Origin of the sequence: Staphylococcus sp. FSL H8-0121 (assembly GCF_038008425.1) — a bacterium.
GTDB classification, from domain to species: Bacteria; Bacillota; Bacilli; order Staphylococcales; family Staphylococcaceae; genus Staphylococcus; species Staphylococcus pasteuri.
This window is the reverse complement of sequence record NZ_JBBOZB010000002.1, coordinates 634,388-659,103: the sequence shown is the minus strand read 5'-3', so window position 1 is coordinate 659,103 and position 24,716 is coordinate 634,388. Positions and strand designations below refer to the sequence as shown.

General features: G+C 28.6%; 27 protein-coding genes and 1 pseudogene. 15 read left to right on the top strand and 13 right to left on the bottom strand.

Annotated features, from left to right (window positions below):
* Positions 1–24: 24 nt before the first annotated feature.
* The 3 genes and pseudogenes from LFT63_RS08640 (at position 25) to LFT63_RS08630 (ending at position 2,969) form a co-directional block, all read left to right on the top strand.
* Positions 25–1,533 carry a glycosyltransferase gene (locus LFT63_RS08640; RefSeq protein WP_340768744.1) on the top strand — a complete coding sequence of 503 codons (1,509 nt, stop codon included), beginning with the start codon at positions 25–27 and terminating at the stop codon, positions 1,531–1,533.
* Between the two features lie 537 nt (positions 1,534–2,070).
* Positions 2,071–2,343, top strand: a pseudogene (locus tag LFT63_RS08635) (YxeA family protein); the annotation flags it as partial.
* On the top strand, positions 2,340–2,969 hold the full coding sequence (locus LFT63_RS08630; RefSeq protein ID WP_017637617.1) for a putative bacteriocin export ABC transporter: 630 nt from the start codon (positions 2,340–2,342) through the stop codon (positions 2,967–2,969). The pseudogene LFT63_RS08635 and the gene LFT63_RS08630, both read left to right, overlap by 4 nt.
* Positions 2,970–3,088: 119 nt before the next feature.
* On the opposite strand, the gene LFT63_RS08625 is transcribed toward LFT63_RS08630, so the two are convergent.
* The 6 genes from LFT63_RS08625 to LFT63_RS08600 all read right to left on the bottom strand — a co-directional run bounded on the left by LFT63_RS08625 (position 3,089) and on the right by LFT63_RS08600 (position 9,155).
* Positions 3,089–4,012 carry a hypothetical protein gene (locus LFT63_RS08625; RefSeq protein WP_340768742.1) on the bottom strand — a complete coding sequence of 308 codons (924 nt, stop codon included), beginning with the start codon at positions 4,010–4,012 and terminating at the stop codon, positions 3,089–3,091.
* Positions 4,013–4,036: 24 nt separating this feature from the next.
* Entirely contained in the window at positions 4,037–4,711 is a 675-nt protein-coding gene (locus LFT63_RS08620; RefSeq protein ID WP_017637615.1) for an ABC transporter ATP-binding protein, read from the bottom strand.
* A gap of 15 nt (positions 4,712–4,726) precedes the next feature.
* Positions 4,727–5,647, bottom strand: a complete 921-nt coding sequence (locus LFT63_RS08615; RefSeq protein WP_017637614.1) for an ABC transporter permease — start codon at positions 5,645–5,647, stop codon at positions 4,727–4,729.
* Positions 5,644–6,810, bottom strand: a complete 1,167-nt coding sequence (locus LFT63_RS08610; RefSeq protein WP_340768739.1) for an ABC transporter permease — start codon at positions 6,808–6,810, stop codon at positions 5,644–5,646. The genes LFT63_RS08615 and LFT63_RS08610 overlap by 4 nt, the downstream gene beginning before the upstream one ends.
* A 146-nt stretch (positions 6,811–6,956) precedes the next feature.
* Positions 6,957–8,441: a DUF6583 family protein gene (locus LFT63_RS08605; RefSeq protein WP_029056236.1), complete on the bottom strand. Its 1,485-nt coding sequence runs from the start codon at positions 8,439–8,441 to the stop codon at positions 6,957–6,959.
* 102 nt (positions 8,442–8,543) lie between these two features.
* Complete coding sequence (locus LFT63_RS08600) at positions 8,544–9,155, bottom strand: DUF5067 domain-containing protein (protein WP_017637611.1); 612 nt, start codon at positions 9,153–9,155, stop codon at positions 8,544–8,546.
* 429 nt (positions 9,156–9,584) lie between these two features.
* On the opposite strand from LFT63_RS08600, the gene LFT63_RS08595 reads away from it, so the two are divergent.
* The 6 genes from LFT63_RS08595 to LFT63_RS08570 all read left to right on the top strand — a co-directional run bounded on the left by LFT63_RS08595 (position 9,585) and on the right by LFT63_RS08570 (position 15,062).
* Positions 9,585–10,043, top strand: coding sequence for a DUF1433 domain-containing protein (locus LFT63_RS08595; protein ID WP_029056235.1), 459 nt, complete (start codon positions 9,585–9,587; stop codon positions 10,041–10,043).
* Positions 10,044–10,351: 308 nt separating this feature from the next.
* The gene (locus LFT63_RS08590; protein WP_029056234.1) at positions 10,352–10,726 is read left to right on the top strand and encodes a cystatin-like fold lipoprotein; all 375 of its coding nucleotides are present in this window, start codon (positions 10,352–10,354) and stop codon (positions 10,724–10,726) included.
* A gap of 134 nt (positions 10,727–10,860) precedes the next feature.
* Positions 10,861–11,448, top strand: a complete 588-nt coding sequence (locus LFT63_RS08585) for a DUF5080 family protein (RefSeq protein WP_029056233.1) — start codon at positions 10,861–10,863, stop codon at positions 11,446–11,448.
* Between the two features lie 200 nt (positions 11,449–11,648).
* Positions 11,649–12,317, top strand: coding sequence for a DUF5079 family protein (locus LFT63_RS08580; protein WP_108168316.1), 669 nt, complete (start codon positions 11,649–11,651; stop codon positions 12,315–12,317).
* 72 nt (positions 12,318–12,389) lie between these two features.
* Positions 12,390–13,169: a tandem-type lipoprotein gene (locus LFT63_RS08575; protein ID WP_108017091.1), complete on the top strand. Its 780-nt coding sequence runs from the start codon at positions 12,390–12,392 to the stop codon at positions 13,167–13,169.
* A 198-nt stretch (positions 13,170–13,367) separates the two neighbouring features.
* On the top strand, positions 13,368–15,062 hold the full coding sequence (locus LFT63_RS08570) for an ABC-ATPase domain-containing protein (protein ID WP_029056230.1): 1,695 nt from the start codon (positions 13,368–13,370) through the stop codon (positions 15,060–15,062).
* A 75-nt stretch (positions 15,063–15,137) separates the two neighbouring features.
* On the opposite strand, the gene LFT63_RS08565 is transcribed toward LFT63_RS08570, so the two are convergent.
* The 3 genes from LFT63_RS08565 to LFT63_RS08555 all read right to left on the bottom strand — a co-directional run bounded on the left by LFT63_RS08565 (position 15,138) and on the right by LFT63_RS08555 (position 16,400).
* A complete protein-coding gene (locus LFT63_RS08565) occupies positions 15,138–15,497 on the bottom strand; it encodes a hypothetical protein (protein WP_017638046.1) in 360 nt (119 codons plus the stop codon).
* A gap of 168 nt (positions 15,498–15,665) precedes the next feature.
* Positions 15,666–15,845, bottom strand: coding sequence for a hypothetical protein (locus tag LFT63_RS08560; protein WP_017638045.1), 180 nt, complete (start codon positions 15,843–15,845; stop codon positions 15,666–15,668).
* A 132-nt stretch (positions 15,846–15,977) separates the two neighbouring features.
* Positions 15,978–16,400, bottom strand: a complete 423-nt coding sequence (locus LFT63_RS08555; RefSeq protein WP_037555661.1) for a DUF1433 domain-containing protein — start codon at positions 16,398–16,400, stop codon at positions 15,978–15,980.
* A 207-nt stretch (positions 16,401–16,607) separates the two neighbouring features.
* On the opposite strand from LFT63_RS08555, the gene LFT63_RS08550 reads away from it, so the two are divergent.
* From LFT63_RS08550 to LFT63_RS08530, 5 genes are all read left to right on the top strand, one after another.
* Positions 16,608–16,859 carry a DUF3923 family protein gene (locus LFT63_RS08550; protein ID WP_017637895.1) on the top strand — a complete coding sequence of 84 codons (252 nt, stop codon included), beginning with the start codon at positions 16,608–16,610 and terminating at the stop codon, positions 16,857–16,859.
* Positions 16,860–16,983: 124 nt separating this feature from the next.
* The gene (locus LFT63_RS08545) at positions 16,984–17,652 is read left to right on the top strand and encodes a response regulator transcription factor (RefSeq protein WP_029056228.1); all 669 of its coding nucleotides are present in this window, start codon (positions 16,984–16,986) and stop codon (positions 17,650–17,652) included.
* A gap of 89 nt (positions 17,653–17,741) precedes the next feature.
* Complete coding sequence (locus LFT63_RS08540; RefSeq protein ID WP_340768721.1) at positions 17,742–18,647, top strand: ABC transporter ATP-binding protein; 906 nt, start codon at positions 17,742–17,744, stop codon at positions 18,645–18,647.
* Positions 18,648–18,649: 2 nt separating this feature from the next.
* On the top strand, positions 18,650–19,405 hold the full coding sequence (locus LFT63_RS08535; RefSeq protein ID WP_029056227.1) for an ABC transporter permease: 756 nt from the start codon (positions 18,650–18,652) through the stop codon (positions 19,403–19,405).
* 17 nt (positions 19,406–19,422) lie between these two features.
* Positions 19,423–20,325: a sensor histidine kinase gene (locus LFT63_RS08530; RefSeq protein ID WP_029056226.1), complete on the top strand. Its 903-nt coding sequence runs from the start codon at positions 19,423–19,425 to the stop codon at positions 20,323–20,325.
* Here the strand turns inward: LFT63_RS08530 and LFT63_RS08525 are convergent.
* The 3 genes from LFT63_RS08525 to LFT63_RS08515 form a co-directional block, all read right to left on the bottom strand.
* On the bottom strand, positions 20,309–20,722 hold the full coding sequence (locus LFT63_RS08525; RefSeq protein ID WP_017637310.1) for a GNAT family N-acetyltransferase: 414 nt from the start codon (positions 20,720–20,722) through the stop codon (positions 20,309–20,311). The two genes, LFT63_RS08530 and LFT63_RS08525, sit on opposite strands and share 17 nt — an antisense overlap.
* Before the next feature lie 83 nt (positions 20,723–20,805).
* Positions 20,806–21,468, bottom strand: a complete 663-nt coding sequence (locus LFT63_RS08520; RefSeq protein ID WP_340768718.1) for an ABC transporter ATP-binding protein — start codon at positions 21,466–21,468, stop codon at positions 20,806–20,808.
* Between the two features lie 15 nt (positions 21,469–21,483).
* A complete protein-coding gene (locus tag LFT63_RS08515) occupies positions 21,484–22,533 on the bottom strand; it encodes an ABC transporter permease (protein ID WP_340768716.1) in 1,050 nt (349 codons plus the stop codon).
* Between the two features lie 199 nt (positions 22,534–22,732).
* On the opposite strand from LFT63_RS08515, the gene LFT63_RS08510 reads away from it, so the two are divergent.
* Positions 22,733–23,758, top strand: a complete 1,026-nt coding sequence (locus LFT63_RS08510) for an SDR family oxidoreductase (protein ID WP_340768715.1) — start codon at positions 22,733–22,735, stop codon at positions 23,756–23,758.
* A gap of 54 nt (positions 23,759–23,812) precedes the next feature.
* Here LFT63_RS08510 and LFT63_RS08505 read toward each other — a convergent pair whose 3' ends face one another.
* Positions 23,813–24,670 (bottom strand): SDR family oxidoreductase, encoded by an 858-nt coding sequence (locus LFT63_RS08505; protein ID WP_340768713.1) that lies wholly within the window; start codon positions 24,668–24,670, stop codon positions 23,813–23,815.
* Positions 24,671–24,716 lie beyond the last annotated feature (46 nt).

The window sequence follows — 24,716 nt, the reverse complement described above, 5'->3', positions numbered from 1 at the left end:
GAGTTCACGAGATTGTTTGGTGATGTGAAAATTGACTGGATGATTCATTATACTGGCTTTGAACGTAAAGAGGCAGAAATGATGAGACATATTGATGCTAAAACAGCTATTTGGGTACATACAGATATGTTTGAAGAATATAAAGCTAAAAGTAATTTCAGTCGAAAAATTGTATTTGGTGCATACAAAGATGTGGATAAAATTGTTTTAGTGCATAATAACTTAAAAGAAAATCTAGTGAAAAACATCAAAGGAATTAGCTACAAAATTACGACAGTAAATAATTTCTTAGGTGAAAACAGAACACGTAATCTAGGAAATGAGGGCTTATTTAATTCGTTAGAAGGTGTTAAAGTAGATTATTCATTTAATGATAATGCCTATAAATCTAAGAATCAAATGTACCTAGAACAATTTAAAGAGGATATCCAAACATTGTTAGATGAAGTAAAAAATAAGAAAAATATAAACTTCCAATTGGTATTAGATAAAATTGTCGAATTAAGTATGGATTATAAAGTAAGTGATTATTTAACTCATGTGGTTAATAAAGAAATAGAAATGATTAACCAATCAGTTAATAACTTGAAAAATATATTTAATGATAATGAAGATTTAGCTTATAAGCTAGCTTTTGAAGAATTTGAAAAAGAAATACTACCTAAGCTTAAAGACAAAGAAGATGAACTTCACTTTGATTTTCCTGATTTAAATGAAAAATTAGAACAATATAGAATAAGTACTATTGAAGAAGATGAAGCTGAGGAAGATATTGAAGTGAATAAACAGAACCACAAATTGTCTTCTCATGCTAAAAAGTTAATTTTAGATAGTTATCAAACGTTAAAGAGAGAAAAAGATTTATCAACTAAATTTAATGATTTGTTTGAAGGACAATTTGATAAAATAAATGATTATATTAATCAATATGTATTAGAAAATGAAAATCAATTATCTAAAAAGCCGATATTTGATTTTTACAATCATTTTAGAATATCTAAAGTGAAACTGTTAAATGCTATTTATAATAAAGATGTTAAAGTGTATATAAATATAGGAAGATACGACTACCAAAAAGGACACGATAAGTTAATCGAAGCCTTTGAAGATTTATATGAAGTGAATCAAAATATATTTTTAGTTTTAGTTTGTCCACACGGGCCATTAAAAAGTAAAACGATTAATAGAGTACGAAACTCATCTGCCAGAGAATGCATTGTTATTTTAGGTGGTATGAATAATCCATACCCACTATTATCACATTGTGATGCATTCGTTTTATCCTCAAATTATGAAGGATTAGGGTTAGTCGTTTATGAGGCATTAGCATTAAAAACAGATGTAATTACTGTAGATCTTCCAGAAACGATACAATACTTAGAAGAAAATCAAGCTATTATTGTTGATAATAATGCTAAAGGTATTTATAACGGATTATACAACCATAGATATAATCAATATGATATTAAAGAATTCGATTTCGAACCATTAAGACAATCATCTATTAAAGAATTTGAAAATGTATTCAAATGATGTATTTATTATGACTTTCTATGTAAAGAGAACAAATATGTATATGAAATGGTCAATCATTGGTAGGTCATTTAAGGATAGCGTTTTTTAATGGAGAGAAATATAAGAATATAAAAAAGTGGCTTACTTAAAGGTAGGCCATTTTTTTCGTAAAAAAATCGTTTATTATTATCGGAATATTCAGTATAATCAAAAGAAGGCAAATCATTAATGAAAATAGACATCGATACAGCATAAGAGGTACAACATGAAATGGTTTAAGATAATATTAGACATCACGGTATTACTATTAATATCAACACTTTTATTCTTATATACATATAAAGAAAATGAACAATTGTTACCTAGTAGTAAATGTATAGTTGAAGTCACTGACTGGGATCATCAATATAATAAAAAAGAGATTTTTGATACAATCACAAAATTTGCTAAAAAAGAACATATTGCAATATATAAAGTGATTACTAATTATCAAAATAAGAAGATAAATAAAGATATATATGTCTTTAATCCAACTCAACAAACTTCGCTTAATTCCTTGTATTCACTTTTGTACATCATCCAATTATTGACCGTGTTAATCCATTACTCAAAATGGAAGACGACTATGCTAAAGTACCTAAAGATACGCAGTATTATGAAAATATTTCCGTGTTCAACAAAGATGGTAAAAAATTGGATTATAAACTTACATTTAATGGATATGCCCCTGATAAAGAATATGTGAAAGTCATGCATAAAGGACAATACGTAAGAAAAATCACATATGTTAAAGAAGCGAATGTTCCAAAAGAGGTTAAATCTCAATGACAATACAATTGAATCATCTATCAATTCACAAAGATAACTATCGTATATTTGATGATGTTAATCTAACATTCGAATATGGAAAATCATACGCTTTAATCGGAACAAGCGGATGTGGTAAATCAACATTGTTAAACATCATTGCTGGCATTGAAAAAGTTGGTAAAGAACAAATATTATTTAATGGCCAAATACAAAAGTTTAATGCTAAATTTTACAGAGAACAACTGGGTTATTTATTTCAAAATTATGGTTTAGTAGAGAACTTATCTATTGATGAAAATTTAGACATAGGACTCGCTTATAAAAAGTTGTCCAAAAAAGAAAAAGAAGCATTAAAGTCGAAGTATTTAAGTCAATTTGGACTGACTGAAAATAAAAAGAGAAAGGTTCATACTTTGAGTGGTGGCGAACAACAACGCGTAGCTTTAATAAGATTGATGTTGAAGGAGCCAGCGATTATATTAGCTGATGAACCAACAGGTGCTTTAGACCCTGAAACTGGAAAATTGATTATACAATTATTATTCAATTTGGTAGATAAAAATAATATATTGATAATGGCAACACATGATATGAATATCGCTTCCCAATGCGATGAAGTGATTGATTTAACGAAGTTAGCATAATTTGAAAACATTTCTAATGATTAAAGAAAATCCTCAACTCGAAAACAAGTCTCTCAAAACTAGTGAATCATACTAGTTACAAGGGATTATGTTAAAACAAGTTGAGGATATTTTTATTTTTATAATGCTTCTTTGAGTGCCTCTTTCATAGCAACATAAGCATAGTTACCAAAGTCTGCTTGTGCACTTTCAAACGGAGCGCCATTAACACTCACTACTTCATGATTTTTATCTTTATCATATTTAACAGGTGAGAAATTAAAATAAGCTAAATAGTTAGAAGCGGATTTTTCGTCTTTGTCCTTTTCACCTTTAACTAATACTGACACATTAGTAACTGGAAGTGCTTCATATTTCATTTCAGCTACACTATATGGTATAGGTTTTGATTGGTTAAGTTTTAATAATTGCTTTAGATTTTTAACTTTAGTGAAATCTTTATTTTCTACAGCATCGCTGAAACTTACATGGTATAGACCTGGTTCAACAGAAGCATAAACAAGTTTACCTTCTTTATATTTAGTCATGATTTCAGTATAATATTCCGGGTAATTTGTGTTGCCAACTTTTTTGCCAGATCCAGTGACATACCAATAATTAACTTGCTTAATACCATCTTCGCCAGCATCCATTTTTTGACGTTTTACATCTTTTTTATCTTTGAAAAATGCATCAACATCACTTAATGAAGAACCCTTAGATTCTTTAGTATATTTATAATCAGCAAGCTTTACTTTATCCATTAATTTCTTATAATCTTTCCAACCTTGCATTCCTTTTTTATTAGTGAAAGTTTTATCTGTCATAATTGGATCTAGTTTATTAAGCATAGAGATTGGTTTTTGTTTACTATATTTTTTCGTAGCTTCTTCATACGCTTCACTATTGTCATCGTATTCTTTAAAACGTTCACTTTTACTTTTAGCTTTAGATTCTGATTTTTTCTCCTCATTTTTATGTGAATCTTTATCATTATTACTATTGCTACAACCTGCTAAACATAATACTAAGGCTAAAATAAATACACTAATTAATTTTTTCATAATAAGTTCTCCTTTAACTATGTTTTAAGTTAATGCATTATTATATTTTTCATAGTGCCAATGTTTATCTTCAAGCATTTCTTGATAAAACGGGTTTTGTCCAATAAGTTTAATTTCATCTGCTAAAACTTCTACTTCGTCTAAATGATGTGTAGTCATGATAATTAAACAATGTGATTTTAATTGCTCTAATAGGCGGTGTATATCATATCTTGACTCAAGATCAATTCCAACGGTTGGTTCATCAAGTATTAAAATATGAGGATTACTGAGCAATCCAATTAAAATATTAATTTTACGTTTATTACCACCTGATAAATTGGAAACTTTAACTTTAGTTTCTTTAAAATTTAACTGTGATAAATAATCTTGTATTGTCTCTTCTGATACAGGATTATTACACAGTGACTTGAAAAAGTTAATATTTTCATTAACTGTCATATGTTCAAAAAGTGCGATATCTTGTGGAACATAACCGACCATATCTCTAATATGACGTTTAGTTAGTGTTTGGTTAAAATATTGTATGGAACCAGAATCTACCTTTTCAATACCAGCAATTAAACGTAATAAAGTTGATTTCCCAGCACCATTTTCTCCTAATAAAATAGTAATTTGATTATCTTGAATTTGCATATTGAGTTTATCGAAAATATGTTTATTTCTATAACTTTTACTTACGTCATTAATGTTTATCATCTAGTTCACACTCCTTTACAATTGAATCCATAGATAAATGACACTCATAACAATGGCATAGACAATAGCCATAAATATACGATGACTCAGTACATTAATTTTAAATAGTAATAAAGCAATGCCTAATTCGTAAATAACTAATATGATTAATGATTTTAAATAAAAGAATATGCTTAATGGTTGATGAATAACTAAGCTAATGCCAATGAGTATAATTATTAAAATAAAAACATGTGTAACGACATACGTACTATAAAGTTTAAGTTGACTATGATTAGTTAGGAAAAGTCGCTGTAATGGTGCGTTTTGTTTGAGACGCTGATGTAATAAAATTTGAATGGCACTAACCATGATGACACATGCAAATACAACACCAATGGAGATAGATTGATTTGCGTTTTGAGTTATAGAATGCGTTGTTAATTGTGATTTAGGTGTATCTTTATAATATTGATTTTGGATATCTGAGTGAGATTTTGTTTGATTCATATCGTCTAAGTGTTCTTGAATGATATATGGTATCTGTTGTTCATATAAAGAACGACTCACAATTTCGACAGCTATACTACCAATAAAATCATCTCGTCCATACAAAGGGATTGAGGATTTTAAATTATTGTTTTTTAGTTTACTATTGAAATCTTTGGGGATTTGCAGACTTACCATAACTTCTTTTTTCTTAACCAAGTCATCAATATAAAAATCGTCTTTAGATAAATATTGAATTTCTACGTATGGACTTGAATCCATTTGATGAATCAGTTGTTTAGATGCTTTACTGTGACTCATATCTTGGACTGCAATTGGAATTTTAAACGTTTGACTTGCAGATTTGTGAGCGATCCATAATGCACCTAATGCCAGCATAATCGTCAAAATAAATATAAAATAAGCGAACCATTGCTTTTTAATAACGAGTTGGATATACGGTTTCATCGACGATACCTCCAAGCAAGTATGATTAGCAATGCTAAAATTAATACAATTAAACTAAAATAGAACGCTGGATGTGAATCTAAAATATAGTTGTTTAAAGTAATTTCTAGCATTTGATTCGTTACTAAACTAAACGGTTGGCTAATTAAAACATCATTCAATATATGTTGGAAGAAAATAGTAGGAATAGTAATCCCTGAAAATCCAATAATGAGTATGCTTAGATTAACTTTTAGGAGTAAATTCAACCAAGATTTTGATACTAAATCAATAATGATGAGACATAAGACCAAAATCGTGACCAAATATACTAATTGGATGGCTACCGTAGGCCAATTATATGTTCTGAAAGCACTATGCAAAGCAGATTGAATCCAAACAAAACCTATTGCTGACCACAACAAGGTATAAAACCAAGAGATGAATCCACGTACAAGTGTTAACTTTTCAAAAGAAAAATGAAACATTTGTAAACGTTCTTTAAGTGCTGATTCTTGATTCATTTTCAAAACGGTGAAAAGTGATAAACAAAGAACAAATATGGAAAGTAGATAGCCAGTAACAACATAATAACTTCCAGTGTCATAAATATGGATAGATTCATAATCAAAGGAACCAGTACGATTAAGTCCGGTAAACAACATGTCTGTCATAGTCATTAATGTATCTTGGTCTGATGGTTTGTCAGCAAGATGTGAAAAACTTAGTATTCCTCCCATAGATAGCATTAGACGGTCATATACTGAATGGGTGAGTTGATTTATCACTACACTTTTAGTGGATTGTTTGTCATATGTATAAACTGAAATAGGAAGCCTACCATTTTTATAAAAAGCTTTTGTCATACCCTTATCAAAGACAAAATAACCTTGTAATTTTTGTTGTTTTAATAATTGATGTGCTTCATTTTCATTATATTTTTTCAATGATACATTCTTTCCTAAATTGCTACCTTTACCAACAGATCCTAAAATAAGTTGTGTTTCTTTGGATTGATCTTTATCTACAATGCCAATAGTAAACTTAGATTCATTTTTATTGATATGTTGAATAGTAGTTAAAGTGACAATAAGTGCAATTATGATTAATAGTAAATACACAAATAAGTACCACTTTTTTAATAAAAAAGAGTGGTAAATATGAAACAACTTTAATGAATTCAAATAACCACTCCTAATAATAATATAAAGAGGGTAGGACAGCTGTCCCACCCCTTATGCTTGCTGATTTGTCCTTGAATATTTACATGGATAGGGGGCGATTAGCCAACATATTTAAAAATACATTAAATACACAAAAATAATTGAAATTAGTCATCCAATTTTTTTTCTACTTTTTTAAATGTATCCTTACCTTTTTTCTCCATTTCTTTACTTAATTTTTCTTTGTCTTTTTTAGATAATGCGTTGAAGTCTTTTGCACCGTCAGTATTGAACTTAATTTTTTCTTTAAGTTTAGTATTGGCATTAATAATAATATTAATTGGTTCGCCATCTAGCTTGAATTCAACATTTAACTTTTGTTTTTGTTGGTTGTTCTTCGCGTCTGTGTCTAAGTTGTTTTCATAGTCGATATCATAATTATCTGTACCATCATCAATCGTTAATGTACCAGCATCTTTACGTTTTGAGTCATTTTGAGTCTCTTTGTTATCGATATCGAGTGAATAGCGGTCATAATCGATGCTACTAGTTAATGTATATTGATCTTTGTACTTATCATCTTTCTTTTTAGAAGAGCCTTTAATTTCAAATGAATTATCATTTCCTGTTACTTTATAATTCACTTTTAGGTTATCATCAATTTTATTTGTACCTTTGATGTTCATCTTTTTATCATCGGAATCAGTAATTGTGATATCACGTTTGAGAATTTGATGTTTTTCCTGATAGATAGTTGATTTAATTTTAGGGAAATCTTTATCTTGTGCGTCTTTAGCATCTTTCAAAGCATCTTTAATTGATTTGTTGTATTCTTTTTCATTCATATTTGAAAGTCTCAATAACTCTTTATCATCTTTTGCTTTTTTCAAAACTGCTACTGTTATCTTCTTAGCTTTTTCTCTACTAATTGATAAAGTAACTGGTTTGATTTTCTTAGTTTCCCCATCAATTTTCACTTTTTCTTTATCACCTTTTTTGAAATCATCATCATCTAATTTATCAGTGATTAAATCAGTATACCGTTTTGTTACTTTATCGATATCGTCTTGACGAGTATGTAGAACACCAAGTTGATTATTCAAATTGAAGTTTACATTTGAATAACCTTGTTCTTTCAGTTTAGAAGCGTCTGTTCCTTGTATTTCAGCTAAAGTATCAATGATTTCATTATTTTTAACACTATAAACACCTTTGAAGAAAGGTGATTCATAATATTGATTTTTATCATCTGCACTAGCTTGAAACTTACCAATTTCTTCATCAACTAGAGTAGGTGCTATATTGACGATACTCTTTTTACTTTCTGGATCGTGTCCGACAGTACCTTTAATTTTTGAACCATCGACTACGGATTTGGGCAAACCTAAGTCTTCTATGTAATCTTTAGGTGCATCTGCAGTAACTTCAAATTTAGATAAGAAAGAATTATCATTATATTTTTCTTGGAATTTCATTTCATTTTTGAAACGATCATTAATATATGAATCTAAGTTCTTAGCGGTTTTCTTTTCGCTTAATAAATATGAATTTTTTGGTGTATTCGTAATAAAAGCATAAACACCCCAAGCAATTCCTAGTACTAGTAATAGTCCAATTACTATGGGTAAAATGATTTTTAATTTTTTCGACATTGTATATCCTCCCAAAATGTACGTTATCCCAATTAAAAATAGCTATATTTAGCAAAAGTGACCAAATAATTGCGAGCAATTTATTCAGTCACTTTACTGGTATTATTTTAACTTGATTTCTTTTTTAGCAAGGTTATCATTGCTGTAGTCATCTGGATCTTTAACTTGTAATGTCACAGGTGTTTTTGTATCTTTTAATTTATAGAACTTAACAGCTTTAACTTTACCGCCTTTATTAATTTCATCAGTACCGTTTTCACCGTATTTTCTATCTAATTCGCTATCGTAAGCGTCCCCAGTTTTTAATTCTCTCTTAACATCTTTAGAATCTTGATATGCTTCAAAACTCATATCAAATGCTGATGATGCTGTTACATCTTCTTTGTCAGTTTTCTTTTTAACACCATAAACAATAGCAATATTTGGTTTATCATCGTCTGCATATTTGCTTGCATCGACAATTTGAGTGTCTAAAATTTCAACATCAAAGTTTTTACTTGATAATTTATCATCTTTGAAAGAAGAATCAGATTTCTTTTTATCATCTGAAGAAGAATCAACTTTTACAGAATCTGTATCACTTGAATCCTTTTTACTTTCTGATGATTTGTTAGAAGAATCGTTACTTGATGAATCTTTAGAAGAATCATCCTTACCACCACATGCGGCTAATACTAATACTGACGCAAATAGTAACGCTAGTAATTTTTTCATAATTAAACCTCCCAATATTATAAAATAATAGTATGTAATGAAAATATTCACTTATTAATATTAAATGAATAATAAAATAACGAATATTTATGGTAATTAGTATAGCATTTAATTGTTACTAAAGTAATACTTTATTTTAAAAATATTTACGTTAAAATATATTGATAGCCTGAATGAATAAAACTAAAATAATCAGTTATATTTTAAATTATAATTATTTTTATTTTAAATTTAAAAACAGTGTATCTAATAGTATTAAATTCAATTTTGGTTAATGAAATTGAGTCATTGCTTGATAAAGTTTATAGAATAAAAGGATCGTTCATTAAGGGAATCATTTAATGAGATTAATGACTTTAGTTGATTGCTAGAATGGTTTAAAAATTTTGGGAATATCTAATTATGAGGTATTACTTCAGGGGGATAAATATGAAAAGGTTCGCATTAATACTGAGAATATTTGCTATTTTGATTCTCGTTGAAATTATCATTTTTATAGGTGCATTATGTACTCATTTATATTTTCAGCATCAATATATTCAAAAAGAAGAAAAACGAATTGAATTGTTTTTAAAATATAATTTTAAAAATATTAATAGCACAACAGTATATAAGAGCAATAGTGATTCACCGCTAGGAAGTTACAATATTATCGTCCGTATTAATGGAGATAAAAATAAAGAATTAAGCTATGATGCTGAATGTGGTAACTATAATCCAAAATTTAATGGAGAAGATTATATTTTAAACGGTAATCTAAAAAAGAAGAAAGTAAATAGAAATTTAAAATCTGTAAAGGAGATATTAAAAGAAAGAAATACCAATTCTGTTAATGATGCCTTAAGAAAAATACAATCGGAAGGTGAACAAAATGAAAAGAATCACTAAGCGGAAGATATTAATGCTTATTGCTATTCTATCAACAATAATGAGCAGTTTCGTAATACTGATAACTGTATGTAGTATGTTGATTGTTTTTGTTTGGGGATTATTTCCATATTGGACGCCTATTGCATCAGCAATTGTTGTCTTGGGCAGTTTTATATTATCTTTTTCATTAAAATATATTAAACATAAATATCTAAAGTTTTTCATTTCAGTACATATAATAGCGAGTTTTCTATTGTTTTTTGTAAATATAATTTCAATTTGCCTAGTACAATTAATTTAAAAATATGATTTTTAAGGAGAAGATAATGAAAAAAATTATTTTAGGTGTTTTAGTTATATTGATAAGTATATTGAATAGTGGTTGTAGTGATAATCAAGAGGAAAACAAATATCAAAGTAAAATAAATAAAATTATGGAAATTCAGCAAGAAACACATAAAGAAATGGTTAAAAAGGAGGATGAATTTATACCAGAATTTGATAAAGATAAAGTGAATTCCTATGTATATGATGATGGAAAACTTATTATAATAGGTTATAAAGCATTCAAAAATAGTGGTAACCTGTTTTTTATCCCTTATGTGTTTAAAGATGACAAAATTTATTATAAGAAGAACTTCGACGCAGAAACATATGTTAAAGAACATAAAGCTGATTATAAAGATATCAAAGTAAACTGAAGGAGAGGAAAAATGAGAAGAATAGTAGAGAAAAAAGTGTTCAACAATTATCTATCAAATCGATTCATAACATACATGTAGTATATTTACCTAATCAAAGAAGTATATTCGAAAAAGATTAAGGAGCTGGGAACTTGGTATATTTTGTATTAATTGGATTGTTTATTATATTTTATCTAGTTCTATTCGATGCTTTATTGAAGTCTGAAGGAATTTCGATTTTATCAGTGATTCTAGATATTATTATAATTGTAATGTTAATAATAGTTTATATTATCGGAAGGAAATTGTCTGGTAATGATTTGAGCAATTACATAGCATTTACGCTCATTGGATCATATATTTATATGTATTATGCTGTGAAAAATTTTTGGATTAAACCTAAATTAGTGAAATATTTGGTAGGGAAAAAATTACAAGAAGAAGAGGAAGACTTAGAATATCAAAAGCTAGACATACAAACTTCACGAACTAAGTCAAAATATTATGGTGCAGTAGCTATTTTACTTTTGGTATTTACTAAAATTTATATTACTCCAGATTTAAAAGAAGATAGTTTATCAACGGTTTCCATTTTTATACCTATAGGAATTATTATCATTTTAATTTGGCTTATATTAGATTTATATAGAAAGAAACAATTTGGTATTTTCTTTTTTAAATCGTTAATACCTATGGTTGTAACAGTATGGATTTTTGTTTCTATTGTAATATTGATTTGAATTTTAACTATATTAGGTTCGAGTTATTAGATTTAATAAGTACATAGTAGTAATGATTTAGATTTATCAATTGAATGAAAGAGTGCTTTTATAGTCATTAGATAACTGTTCTAATACGCATTATTGAGATAGTAGATTGAACTCAGATTACTAGTAGGGAAAAATGGAAAAATCTATATTAAATTAGGAGAAAGATAATAATGTGTAAAGATAACTTACAAGTTCTAAGTATTAATAACATAAAAAATTCATATTTAATTGGTTTTGCATTAGTTAACTTTATTATCTTTGGGTTTTATTTGTTTATGTATAAAGTTGTAGGAATTGCTGGACATATTCCTACTTATATGAAGGTTTACTTAATGATTTCATTAATATTGTGGTTACTTTTATATTTACAAGAAAAAGGAAAAATTTTCGCGAATTTTAATAGATATAACTATAAATCTAGAATAATTATTTATTTTATCATCAATATATTAGCAGGATATAATGTTCCTTATTTGATGAGTTCTGCATATGTATTTTTTTATTCTGGTAGTAAGGATAGTGTGTTTGAGTACTGGCTATTATTGGGTGCTATTATCTTTATTTCTTTACTAGGTTTGTTTTTATTTTGTTATTCTGAATTTGAGATATTTGGAAATCAACAAAATACATTCTTAAAATTGATAGGTATTTTAATAGTTATAGCTAGTTTAATTGGATTAATTTATGTATCAATAATAGCTCCGGCAGATTCTGAAGAAGGTAGAGTCATTTGGGTAGGGTGTATCTTTTTAATGTGTATACATATATTAGTAGGGAGATCTTTCTTTTATTTAGCTGTTTTAATTAATGACATTAAGGACGAAGGGCTAAAATTATAAGTTTGATTATAGTGACGAATTAATAGTAACTGTTAATAGATAAAAACTATCATTATAGAAAGATGTGAAGAAATGAATATATCAAAAAAATGGTTGTTAGTCATCATTATACCTTTAGCAATTGTCCTCATTATAGTTGGGATTTATTATTCATGGAAACTCAAAAAAGAAAATGAAATCAAAGATAGCTTTGCGAAAACGTTGAACATGTATCCAATCAAAAATTTAGAAGACCTATATGACAAAGAAGGATATCGAGATGAAGAATTTGATAAAGATGATAAAGGTGAATGGATTCTACAATCATCTATGGCAACACAAGGAAAAAATGAAGATTTAATATCAGAGGGTATGCTATTGAAAGTGAATAGAAATAAAAAAGAAACAAAAGGTTATTATTTTATAAATAGGTATAAAAATAATCCTGACAGTTATGAAGATGATGAAAGTGAAAAAACATATCCTGTAGAGCTTAAAAATAATAAAATTCATTTAAGCGAAAAAGTAGATAATAAGAATTTAGAAAGAAAAATAAAAAAATTTAAACTCTTTTCTCAATATGGGAATTTTAAAAACTTATCAAAATTAAAAAATGGAAATATAGAGATTAATCCTGAAGTACCAAATTATTCATTACAATATCATTTAACAAATCGGAACAGTAATGTTAAGAAATTAAGAGATACTTATGATATTCCTACAAATAAAGCACCTAAATTAATATTAAAAGGTTCTGGTGATTTAAGTGGTGAATCTGGTGACGTAAAAACAATTGAGTTTGAATTTATACGCAATCAAAAGGAAACAGTTAAATTTTCAGATAGTATAAGTTATCAACCTACATATAACTAAAAATTAATTAAAGAAATTACTTTGTTATAGTTTATAGCAAAGTGATTTTTAATTTACGTATTAATGTAGTTTGATTAAGGGTCATTTAGTTTAGATTAGCTAAAAATGGCTTTTTATATTGATGATTGAACGTTTAATTGAAAATGCTAAACGGGTAATGTTTACAGATAGATGTCATGTTCTTAAGGAGAATGATTAATGAAACAAGCACAAGAATTAAAAAAGATGTTAATTCAAATAGATGGACAAAAATATGGTGCTTATAAACGTACAAAAGGGATGTATCAATTTGATGACTTTCGATTAGCTATCGACCATGTCCAAGTAGACCCTTTTGCGCCGCCTTCAAAAATGAGACTAATTATAGATAGAAAAGTAGTTGGCATACCCGATTACTTTTTAGATACAAAAGATAAACGTATTGCAGTTGCTGACTTTTTAACTAGAAATGTAGCTCGAAAATTAAAAAGCATATTATCAAAAGCAAAAGGACAACATAAAATCTTTATCGATCGTTGTGGTCAAGAGATGCTTCAACGCACATCTGTAGTTATTAATGATGACGTCATAGAGGTACGTCTAGAGGTAGGTCTACCTGCTACAGGACGTAAAATTTTAGGGAAAGCTGCAGCATCAACAACGACTCAAGTGTTACCACAAGTCGTTGATCAAGCGCTCAAATACCAACATATGGATCAACAAGCTTTAAAACACCAAATTGAATTGAAACTCAATCAAACATATATTAGACAACAACTAGATCAACAAAACTTAATCGCATTTGTCGCTAATGATTCCATATTACCTAGAAAAAATGGCGTATCAGATTGGCCGATGTCTCAAGCTATTGCATTTACCAGTCCAAAATCATGTGAAATAACAATGGAGGTACCATATGGTAAGCCTGTTGTAGGTATGGGAATTCCAAAAGGTATTACTTTAATCGTTGGTGGCGGCTATCATGGTAAATCTACCTTATTACAAGCACTCGAACGAGGTGTTTATGATCATATCAATGGCGATGGTCGTGAGTATGTAATTACAAATAATAGTGCGATGAAAATACGTGCTGAAGACGGTAGAAGTGTAGAAAAAGTGAATATTCGACCATTTATTGATCACTTACCTGGTAAGAAAGATACTAGTCAATTTTCAACTGATAATGCAAGTGGTAGTACATCACAAGCGACCAATGTAATGGAAGCATTAGAAGCACGTACTAAAGTATTATTAATTGATGAAGATACATCGGCAACGAATTTTATGATTCGCGATGGACGTATGCAGAAGTTAATTGCATCTGAGAAAGAACCGATTACCCCATTTTCAAATCGAGTGAAACCTCTGTATGATGATTATGATGTTTCAACAATTTTAATCGTTGGAGGTTCTGGTGATTACTTTGAAGTTGCTGATCAAGTATTAATGATGGATGAATATGTATTGAAAGATGTGACTCAAGAAGCTAAGGAAATTGCTCAAACAGCAGGATATGAACGTGAAGATACTTCTCATAAGACATTTGGTGAAATTCCGTCTCGTATACCTCTTAAAAATAGTTTTAATAAAAAAGGAAAAGATAGTCGACTTAAAGCTAAAGGACAACATGCAGTTATGTATGGAAAAGAAACGATTGATATTAATGGCTTAGAACAATTAGTAGATGATAGTCAGACTAACACACTCGCGATGATGATCGATTATATCCAACAACATGAATTAGATAATAACAAAATAATCAATGATATTGTTGATGATGTGTATCAACTTATTGAACATAAAGGTCTAGAAGCAATATCACATCATCAAGGTCATCCAGGTAATTTAGCATTACCTCGTAAACAAGAACTTATAGGAACATTAAACCGATATCGTGGGTTGAATGTGAAATAATAACAACATGCGCATGTATCAGATTGTACGTTATGTACTATGATAGCATGCGCATTATTTATGTATATCGATTGATTATCTTTTGAATGGTTTATTTTCATTATATTCTTCTTCTGTCATGAGTGAACTTTTTCTTTGAATGCCATAATCTTCGATATAAAACCGTTCACCAAGTTTTAAATAGGGCACAACAATAGCTCTGAATTTTACTCTTTTATAGAGAAGTGAAAAACCAATTTTAAAATACTTTTGACGCTCGAAAAGCCATAAATGATCTATTGAAATGCCATTAATTTGAACATCTTTAAGTAAAATTCGTACATTTCGTTTATATGGTAAATCACGATCTAATTTATTTTTGTATCCAATATATTCAAGCCTACCAGTAACAACCACTGATTTATTCCGAAAAGGTTTCAATTCCTCTCTTCTCACATGACCACCCCTTACTATGTCACTTATTATAAAAATAATATCACAAAATTATTGATTTTATTTATAAAATGAATTGTGAAAAGTATATTGTAGCAAAAAACTCTTTATGTATATAAAAAAAGAATTGTAGTTAGAAAAAACTACAATTCACAATCCAATATATTAACATCAATTTTCTTCATTTTTAGCTTTTAATTCTCTAATCAAATAATAAATACTAATTAAAGCTATGATAATCATTGGTAGAGAAACAGATATACTAAAACCAGTAAATATGTTCCAGACAATCATAAATAATGCTAATAAAAATACAATAGTACAAGCAATTATCTCTAAATTACGCCACATAATTAAAACCTCACAATCCATTGATTTTTGGATATTTAACGAACGATAAGCATTAAACTTATAATATCATTATGAACTGTGTAGTTAAATATAGAGATTCTCCAAATGTTTTCAATCAATCTATTTAAAGAATTAGAGTGCAAAAAACATTGGTGGTTTGGCTTCGTAGTCTTTTTTATCAAGATGCTTTTGTTTAATAATATCGTTAGTATTTGTAGATTTATCCTCTTTTAAAAAGTAAGAATCTAATTTTTCAGTTAAAGATATGTCACCGTCAAATTGGTATTCTGTATCACTGAATATTGATGCAGTAAAATATAATGATTTATCAGAATTGATATAACCTTTAATGATATTTGCTCCCATGGGATTTGAGTATGTTTTAGTAATAGTTATATGCTTAAAATTAAATCCCTTCAAATTATAATTAAGATACAATTCAATTCGTTTCTTCTGAACATCGACATAATGTTGTTTTACATTATGATTATAAATTAAGAAACAACTAACAAGTAAAACTAAAATAATTGTACTCATCGCTAATATTTTCTTCATTTATTCACCTGATTTACTATATAACGTTAATTTTAATATTACCTATTTTATAAAAACAAAAACCTGTTATAACTACAATTTAAATTGAATAGGATTAATAATCATTTTTAGTATATCACTTATATTATTATTGATTTTTGTAAAAATACAATATTTATAATATTATTGTTTATATACAGTATACCTTTTATAAGGAGTGACTATTTAATGAGATTGTCCTGGATACTATGGTGGGTAGTATTAGTATTTGAACTCATTCTTTTTGCGGGTGCATCAGCATTTTTATGTATGAGAGAAATCGATGCCTCTGGAGCAGTTCAAACAGTGCAATTAAAATTAATTAACATAGCTATTTTAGGTGTATTTATGTTACTTCCATTTTTAATTGTACAATTAATTTGGTTGGTTATTAATATTATTTATTCCAAAAAGCAAAAGAAAAATATCAACGAGTATTAAATTAAGGTCTAGGGGAAACTCTAGACTTTTTAATGTTATTATATAGTTGATTTTGAAAAGTAGTTCTTACTAAAAATTTTCAATGATGATGTTTTAATCAAATGACATAGTTAGGAGAAATGATATGAAACATACAGCATTAATAATTGAGGACGATATTGATATAGCTCATATTTTATCTTTAACTCTTACAAAAATGGATATACATACAACGATTAACTATTCTGGTAGTGAGGCATTACAAACAATTCAAAATAAAGACTATGATTTAGTTATTTTAGATTTAATGCTTCCAGAAATGAGCGGCGAAGATTTATTGCCTTCTATTAAAGAAAAAACAAATAGCAAAGTTATTATAATATCAGCCAAAACAGATGTTGATGAAAAAGTGAAAATGTTAGAGTTAGGCGCAGATGATTATATGACTAAACCTTTTGATGCTAAAGAAGTCTCAGCAAGAGTTTCTGTACAATTAAGGAATTTAGAAAACACTCCTAAAAAAGAAAATTTAAAATGGAAAGATTTAACACTCGATTCATCCAAATATCAAGTATTTTATAAAAATATAGAAATCAACCTTACTAATTCTGAATTTGAAATTTTGAAATTGTTAATGAGTTATCCAGAAAAAGCATTTTCAAAACAACAAATATACGAAGCTATACAAGGGATATATTTAGGAGACGATAATACAATTAATGTACATATATCAAATATTAGAAAGAAAATTTCGCAATATACAAATGATATATATATTCAAACCGTATGGGGAATAGGATTTATGCTCATATAAAATCTTTATGATTTCTTTATATTTTGCTTAAAGGAATTTAAGACATATTTCGTTATATTAATTTTAGAAATAGCGAAGGAGATGAGTGCATGAATCCAGTTATAGAAGTAAATCAACTTTCTAAAAAGTTTAAACATAACTATGGATTATACCCGACTGATTTTAAACTTTATGAGGGAGATATCTGTGCGATTATTGGTAAAAATGGTGCAGGGAAATCGACTTTATTCAAATTATTAGCAAATCAAATTCATCCTACAGGTGGGTGTATTAAGCTATTTAACATAGATGGAAATAAAGTTAATAGCCAAGGAAGAAAACGAATAGGATTTATGATTGAAACACCTGACTTTATTCCGAATTTTAATGCATATCAAAATTTACATTATTTCAGTATTCAACGAGGTGTAACGAATAAAGAAAAAATAGAAAATATATTGGCACAAGTAGGTTTAAAGAACGTTACTAAAAAGATAAGACAATATTCATTGGGTATGAAACAAAGACTAGGTATAGCATTAGCGTTGTTAACTGGTCCTGACTTGTTAGTGTTAGATGAACCCATTAATGGATTAGACGCTGAAGGTATTAAAGAATTTCGTGATTTGATTTTAAAATTAAACAAAGAACAAGGGATTACAATATTAATTTCTAGCCATATTCTGAATGAATTACAACAACTTGCCTATAGATTTGTATTTATAGAAGATGGAAAGATTATAGAAGATATTAGTAAAGAACAGTTGCTTAACAAAGGTAAGCAACAACTTATAGTAAAAGTTGATAGTCCTGATGATGCTGTACGAATATTAGAACAGAATATCGATAATATTAAATATAAGGTACTACATAATAAAACAATTGCTATTGATCCCTCTCGTGTAGAAAGTAGTTATATTAATAAATTATTACTTAACAATGATGTTGCAGTTGAAGAGTTTAAGATGGAAACAACAAACTTAGAAGATTATTTCTTAAGCAAAGGGGGGAAGTGATAATGATTAATTACATTAAAAGTGAATTATATAGAGTATTCCATAGCAAAGGTATCTATATTTATATCATTGTTTGTAATTTACTTATGCTTTTAGCAGCAGTGATTTTATTTTATTTTGATAAAATTGAACCTACTTTCCCATACGGAAATGCTAAATTTTTCTATGTTAACGTCGTTACAGCTGGTTTGCTTATTATGGTTATTGGTGCCTCTATGAATATGTTAGTAAATAGTAAACAGAACAAAGCATTAAATAAGATTTCAATCTCTTTTGATACTTCTGTTTCATCAATTTATTGGGGAAAGTTCGTTGTTTATATCATTACTTTTCTTATTTTAACGATCATTAGTGCTATAGTAACTGTAATATTAGGGATTGCTTTCTTTGAATATGATCAAACAGCACTAACAAATTATTTGTTGTCTTTAATAAATATGGCACCTGTAGTATTTGGTGGTCTTGCATTGGCGCACGCAATAAATAGTTTTCGTGTTAACTTAGCGATTGTTATTATTATTATAAGTATTTTTTACTATCAATCTTCAATGTTTATAGAATTATTAACTATTGCAAGTGATAAATTCGATGTTATTTATAACAATTCTCCTACAGAACTATTAGACACTAATTTCAAAAACTATGTGAATGAGTCTGTTGAATTGGGTATGCATTATTGGATAATCGGCTTAATACTGGGATTAGTTTTTTTAACAATCGGTTATTTATTTTATAAAAATAAAGAATTTACAGATTAAATTAAGGATGTAAGAAGATGATTATTAATATAATATTGGCTGTAGCGCTTATCATCATCATTTATAAATATATATTGTTAAAGTATGATGTTTCACAGCTCACAAAACAGTTAAAATATTTAAAAAAGCATATCACTTCAAATCAAACTGTACGAACTAATACGCATCATAAAGATTCTGTGAAACTCATAAAAGAAATTAATGAGAGTTTGACATCAATGAGAAATGAAGTGACTACATATAAGCAACATGAATTACTGTTAAATCAAGAAATTACTAATATTTCTCATGATTTAAGAACGCCATTAACTGCCATCAAAGGGTATACTAATTTATTACAAGATACCGATTCACAAGAAGACATTAAGAAGTATTTAAATATAATAAGTAATAAAACTAATAATCTTATTGCCATGATAAATTTATTTCACGAAATGACTAAATTAAATTCTGGTGATTATAGTTTAGATATAAAAGAAATCAATATTAATGAATTATTGAAAGAGCAATTTTTAACTTATTTCAGTCAATTTGAAAGTCAATCTATCGATGTAATATTTAAAGAAAGTCATCCTTATTTCGTAAAGGCAGATAACGTATGTTTAGAAAGAATATCAACTAATTTAATATCAAATATACTTAAATATGGTAAATCGTACGTAAAAATCGAGGTTTATGATGCACAAAATACGATTCAAATAGATATAAGTAATGACACGGATGAGTCTTTCAATATTGGTGAACAAACTAATATTTTCAAAAGATCACACACCCTTGATTTTAGTAGACATAACGGTAGTACAGGATTAGGTTTATATATGGTGAAAAGATTAGTTGAAATACAACAGGGCAATATATCTGCCAATTATCTAAATAATGAATTCACTATCACTATTCAATTGCCTAAATATGAGGCTTGATTTCTGCCATAGCTACAACATTATAATTTGAAACATGGGATAATCCCCGTTTTTTATAAAATGATTTGGTATTTTCTTGATTGTCAGTAAGACAGACTATTTGCATAACATCTTTATAGCGTTTTAATACTTTATCTATCAGGCTAGAACCAATACCTTGATTTTGATATTTAGTTTTAACAAGTAAATCTTGAATCAATACGATTGAAATACCGTCACCAACTAGTCGAATTAATCCTATAAGTTCAGTGTCATCCCACACTGATAACACATATAGTGAATGACTAAAAGCTTGGTTAAGTTTATTTAAATCGTAAGTATAGTTGAACCAACCGGCATCATTGTATAATTTTTGTAATTCTTCAGTAGGGATATGTTTAGAACTGATGTAACGCATTGTAAGCCCTCCTTATCCATATCATCATCCCATATATAAAACCTGTTCTCAACTTCAATTTGTTGGGAACAGGTTTATTTAAATCATTGCTCTTTTAACACGCCGTCTTTCATATGATAAACTTTATCGCAAAATTGTGTGAGACGTTCGTCGTGTGTAACGATGATACATGTTTTGTTTCGTTGTTTTGTTTGGTTTTCTAATATTTTCATGACGGCCATAGCGTTATCTGTATCGAGTGAAGCGGTTGGCTCATCAGCTAAAATGAGTGATGGGTCTGTAAATATCGCTTTAGCTATAGCAACACGTTGTTTTTGTCCACCTGATATTTCGCTCGGCAATTGATTTTCTATTTCAACTAATCCCAATTGTTCCAACAATGTTTGGTATTCTTCTTTATTAAGTGTGTCTCTTTTATATTTTTTTAATAACTGAAATTGCTGCTTTACCGTTAAAAAAGGTACTAAATTAGTCGATTGTAAAATAAATCCAATTTCTTTAATTCTGATTCGTGATAATGCTTTTTGGTTTAATTTAGAAATATTGTTATCGTTAATCCATATCTCACCAGATGTTGGTGTTTGTAACGCGCCAGCCATAGTTAAAAACGTACTCTTACCAGAACCAGATGGCCCAACAATTGCGATTAATTCACCTTGGTTAAATTTCAAATCAGTCGGTTTAACTGCTTCAATAATATGATTACCATCTTTGAAGGACTTTGTAACGCCTTTGAACTCTAACATAGCACACACTCCTTTCTATCCAATTGCTTTTAGTGGGTCGATTTTTCTAATAGATAATACTGAAAATAGACTTCCTAATAATGAAATAATGATAAGTACTAAGCCAAAAATTAATAACGTACCCATATTAAATTGTATAGGAACAGCATCTGGTAAAATAGTACTCGTTAATAGTGTGAGTACGAGTCCAATTGCAGTACCAATGAGTGATAATATAAATGTTTGAGCAAGCACCATCTTTGCCAAATATCCATTCGTAAACCCTTGTGCTTTTAATACGCCAAATAACTGCGTTTTTTGAAGCGTCATAACATATAAAAAGACGCCGATCACAGTTGCTGAAATCACAAATAAGAAAGAAATCATAAAATTAAGTGTCATATTCTGAGCTTTATAACCCGGTAGATTTTCAATGAATTGATCAATTGAAACGCCTTCAAGGTCACTATCTAACTTATGATTTTTCCAATTTTTATCTTTAACTACAACAGCATTCGTTTGATCTTTAGATAAAGCTGGATTAATCTCTTCTATAGTTTTGTTGTTGGAAAAAATAACAGGAGATGCATTATATTTCGCACTTTCTGAGACACCAACAACTTTTAATTTTTCATCTGATTGTGATAATGACAATGTATCACCAATTTTAAAACCTTTATCTTTAAGCGTTTGATCTATGATTACCTCATTTGCTTTATTAACTTGACGGCCATCAACTAATTTGGGTATTAAAAATGAATCTGAAGTGACACCAAAGAGTAAAGCATTTTCTTCTTTATTATCATTTGAAACAATAACACCTTGTTGTTTTAAAGGTGTTGCTTCATTAAATTCATTACTTATTTTAGAACGATCAAATACTGATTGTTCAACAGTTTGATTAGCATCTTTGTTCAAAATAATGGCATTTGCATGCCACTTTTCAATGCCTTCTGTATTCATCTTAATTAAACCGTTAGCTAAGCCAGATAGTAAGAATAATAAATAACTTATGAGTACTAGAATCCCGATAATTAAGCTGAATTTGAGTTTATTTCTTTTAATTTCATTCCAAGCTAAGAACATACATACTTAACCTCCTTTTAAACATTAGTTCCATCACCTTTATTTCTTAAAGATACCATTTTTTAGAATGAAGTATAAGTTTAGATGATGACAAAAATTTAAAAATATCGATATTCAGGTATTAACCATATAATTAGTTAGTTGATAGTTAAAACTGATATAATAAAATCTCAATTGGATAACCTGAGGAGGTTAAATTATGAATGATAAAGTGTTAGTAACAGGCGGTACTGGATTTTTAGGTATGCGTATCATTTCTGAATTATTAAAAGACGGCTATGAAGTACGTACAACTGTACGTAAATTAGATAAAAAACAACAAGTAATCAAAACATTGCAAAATAACCATATCAATACTGATAAATTAGAATTTGTTGAAGCAGATCTTTCTAAAGATGAACATTGGAATGAAGTAATGCGCGGATGTAAATATGTATTAAGTGTGGCTTCTCCAGTATTTTTCGAAATTCTTGAAGATGAAAGTGAAGTCATTCGACCAGCGATAGAAGGTATTCAACGTATCTTAAGAGCAGCTGAAAAAGAAAATGTTAAAAAAGTAGTTATGACATCTAACTTTGGTGCAGTAGGATTCAGTAACAAAGATAAATCAACTATTACAACTGAAGAAAATTGGACAAATCAAGATGAACCAGGTCTTTCTGCTTATGAAAAATCAAAACTATTAGCTGAAAAAGCAGCTTGGGATTTTGTTAATAATAAAGACAACCAAATTGAATTTGCGACGATTAATCCAGTTGCTGTGTTAGGGAAATCAATGGATTCCCATGTCTCTGGTAGCTTTGATATGATTAAAAACATTATGAATGGATCAATGAAACGTGTGCCAAATGTACCTTTAAATGTAGTTGATGTCAGAGACGTTGCTCGTTTACACGTTCTAGCAATGAAATCAGACGATGCTAATGGTAAACGATTTATTGCTTCTGCAGATGGTCAAATTACCTTAGCAGAAATAGCTAAATTAGTGAAAAATAAACGCCCTGAACTTTCAGAAAAGGTATCAACTAAAACTTTACCTAACTTTGCAATTAATATTGGTGCTTATTTCAACAAAGAAGCTAAAGAGGGTAAATTACTATTAAATATGAATAGAAATATAAGTAATGAACGAGCTAAATCTATTCTTGGTTGGCGTCCGATTGGTTCACAAGAAGATGCAGTACTAGAAGCAGTAGATAGCATGGCGAAATATAACTTATTTTAATTAAGACAAAGAAAATAGAGAGCAGACATCATTTTGATGTTTGCTCTCTATTTTTTATTTCCCAAGTAATTTAACAACACGTTGTTGTTGTTCTTTACCATCTGGATCGGCTTTTGTTTTTAATTGAGTAAATGTTTCTGACCATTCAGAAGTACGTGTACGAATTGGTGGCTCATTCATTTCTAATGTTTTAAGGATAACTTCTGCAACCTCTTCAGATGTCTGAGAAGATCCTGTTCCATAATTTTCCTTCAAACCACCTAAATATTTATCAAGAATTGGTTTGTATTCGTCGTCTTTAAGACCACCCGTAGACTGAAGTTGTGACATCACATTATTCGTGAACTCTGATTGAATGCCACCAGGTTCAATAACGGTAAACTTAATATTAAATTTAGGTTTAACATAACTCGCCATAGATTCAGTGTATCCTTCTACACCGAACTTCGTTGCACAGTATATTTCATTAAACGGTTGCCCAACTAAACCACCTACAGAAGAAATGTTAATAATACGACCATCTCTTTGACTTCTCATAGTAGGTAATACTGCTTTAGTCATACGAATAACACCCATTAAATTTAAATTCACTTGCCACATAATTTCTTCATCAGTAGCGAGTTCTGTTGTTTTGACAAAACCTGCACCTGCATTATTTACAAGAATATCAATGCGACCTTCAGTTTCAACAATATCATTCACAACTCGATTAATATTGTCTACATTAGTGACATCTAAATGTTTAGTATATATATCTAAGTTTAATTCTTGTGCTTTGTTAATTAAATCCTCTTGCTTTTCAAGATTACGCATTGTTGCATATACTTTATAACCATTTTTAGCTAATAAAATAGATGTTTCAAATCCTAATCCAGTTGATGCGCCAGTAATTAATGCTACTTTTTGATTCATGAATAAATACCCCAAGTTTCTATTTTTTAATTGAACTTAGTTTACT

What these genes read in the sequence shown, in the direction of transcription:
- LFT63_RS08630 (WP_017637617.1), top strand. Translation starts at nt 2,340, where the DNA reads ATGACAATACAATTGAATCATCTATCAATTCACAAAGATAACTATCGT.
- LFT63_RS08625 (WP_340768742.1), bottom strand. Translation starts at nt 4,012, where the DNA reads ATGAAAAAATTAATTAGTGTATTTATTTTAGCCTTAGTATTATGTTTA.
- LFT63_RS08620 (WP_017637615.1), bottom strand. Translation starts at nt 4,711, where the DNA reads ATGATAAACATTAATGACGTAAGTAAAAGTTATAGAAATAAACATATT.
- LFT63_RS08615 (WP_017637614.1), bottom strand. Translation starts at nt 5,647, where the DNA reads ATGAAACCGTATATCCAACTCGTTATTAAAAAGCAATGGTTCGCTTAT.
- LFT63_RS08605 (WP_029056236.1), bottom strand. Translation starts at nt 8,441, where the DNA reads ATGTCGAAAAAATTAAAAATCATTTTACCCATAGTAATTGGACTATTA.
- LFT63_RS08600 (WP_017637611.1), bottom strand. Translation starts at nt 9,155, where the DNA reads ATGAAAAAATTACTAGCGTTACTATTTGCGTCAGTATTAGTATTAGCC.
- LFT63_RS08595 (WP_029056235.1), top strand. Translation starts at nt 9,585, where the DNA reads ATGAAAAGGTTCGCATTAATACTGAGAATATTTGCTATTTTGATTCTC.
- LFT63_RS08590 (WP_029056234.1), top strand. Translation starts at nt 10,352, where the DNA reads ATGAAAAAAATTATTTTAGGTGTTTTAGTTATATTGATAAGTATATTG.
- LFT63_RS08580 (WP_108168316.1), top strand. Translation starts at nt 11,649, where the DNA reads ATGTGTAAAGATAACTTACAAGTTCTAAGTATTAATAACATAAAAAAT.
- LFT63_RS08575 (WP_108017091.1), top strand. Translation starts at nt 12,390, where the DNA reads ATGAATATATCAAAAAAATGGTTGTTAGTCATCATTATACCTTTAGCA.
- LFT63_RS08570 (WP_029056230.1), top strand. Translation starts at nt 13,368, where the DNA reads ATGAAACAAGCACAAGAATTAAAAAAGATGTTAATTCAAATAGATGGA.
- LFT63_RS08560 (WP_017638045.1), bottom strand. Translation starts at nt 15,845, where the DNA reads ATGTGGCGTAATTTAGAGATAATTGCTTGTACTATTGTATTTTTATTA.
- LFT63_RS08555 (WP_037555661.1), bottom strand. Translation starts at nt 16,400, where the DNA reads ATGAAGAAAATATTAGCGATGAGTACAATTATTTTAGTTTTACTTGTT.
- LFT63_RS08550 (WP_017637895.1), top strand. Translation starts at nt 16,608, where the DNA reads ATGAGATTGTCCTGGATACTATGGTGGGTAGTATTAGTATTTGAACTC.
- LFT63_RS08545 (WP_029056228.1), top strand. Translation starts at nt 16,984, where the DNA reads ATGAAACATACAGCATTAATAATTGAGGACGATATTGATATAGCTCAT.
- LFT63_RS08540 (WP_340768721.1), top strand. Translation starts at nt 17,742, where the DNA reads ATGAATCCAGTTATAGAAGTAAATCAACTTTCTAAAAAGTTTAAACAT.
- LFT63_RS08535 (WP_029056227.1), top strand. Translation starts at nt 18,650, where the DNA reads ATGATTAATTACATTAAAAGTGAATTATATAGAGTATTCCATAGCAAA.
- LFT63_RS08530 (WP_029056226.1), top strand. Translation starts at nt 19,423, where the DNA reads ATGATTATTAATATAATATTGGCTGTAGCGCTTATCATCATCATTTAT.
- LFT63_RS08525 (WP_017637310.1), bottom strand. Translation starts at nt 20,722, where the DNA reads ATGCGTTACATCAGTTCTAAACATATCCCTACTGAAGAATTACAAAAA.
- LFT63_RS08520 (WP_340768718.1), bottom strand. Translation starts at nt 21,468, where the DNA reads ATGTTAGAGTTCAAAGGCGTTACAAAGTCCTTCAAAGATGGTAATCAT.
- LFT63_RS08515 (WP_340768716.1), bottom strand. Translation starts at nt 22,533, where the DNA reads ATGTTCTTAGCTTGGAATGAAATTAAAAGAAATAAACTCAAATTCAGC.
- LFT63_RS08510 (WP_340768715.1), top strand. Translation starts at nt 22,733, where the DNA reads ATGAATGATAAAGTGTTAGTAACAGGCGGTACTGGATTTTTAGGTATG.
- LFT63_RS08505 (WP_340768713.1), bottom strand. Translation starts at nt 24,670, where the DNA reads ATGAATCAAAAAGTAGCATTAATTACTGGCGCATCAACTGGATTAGGA.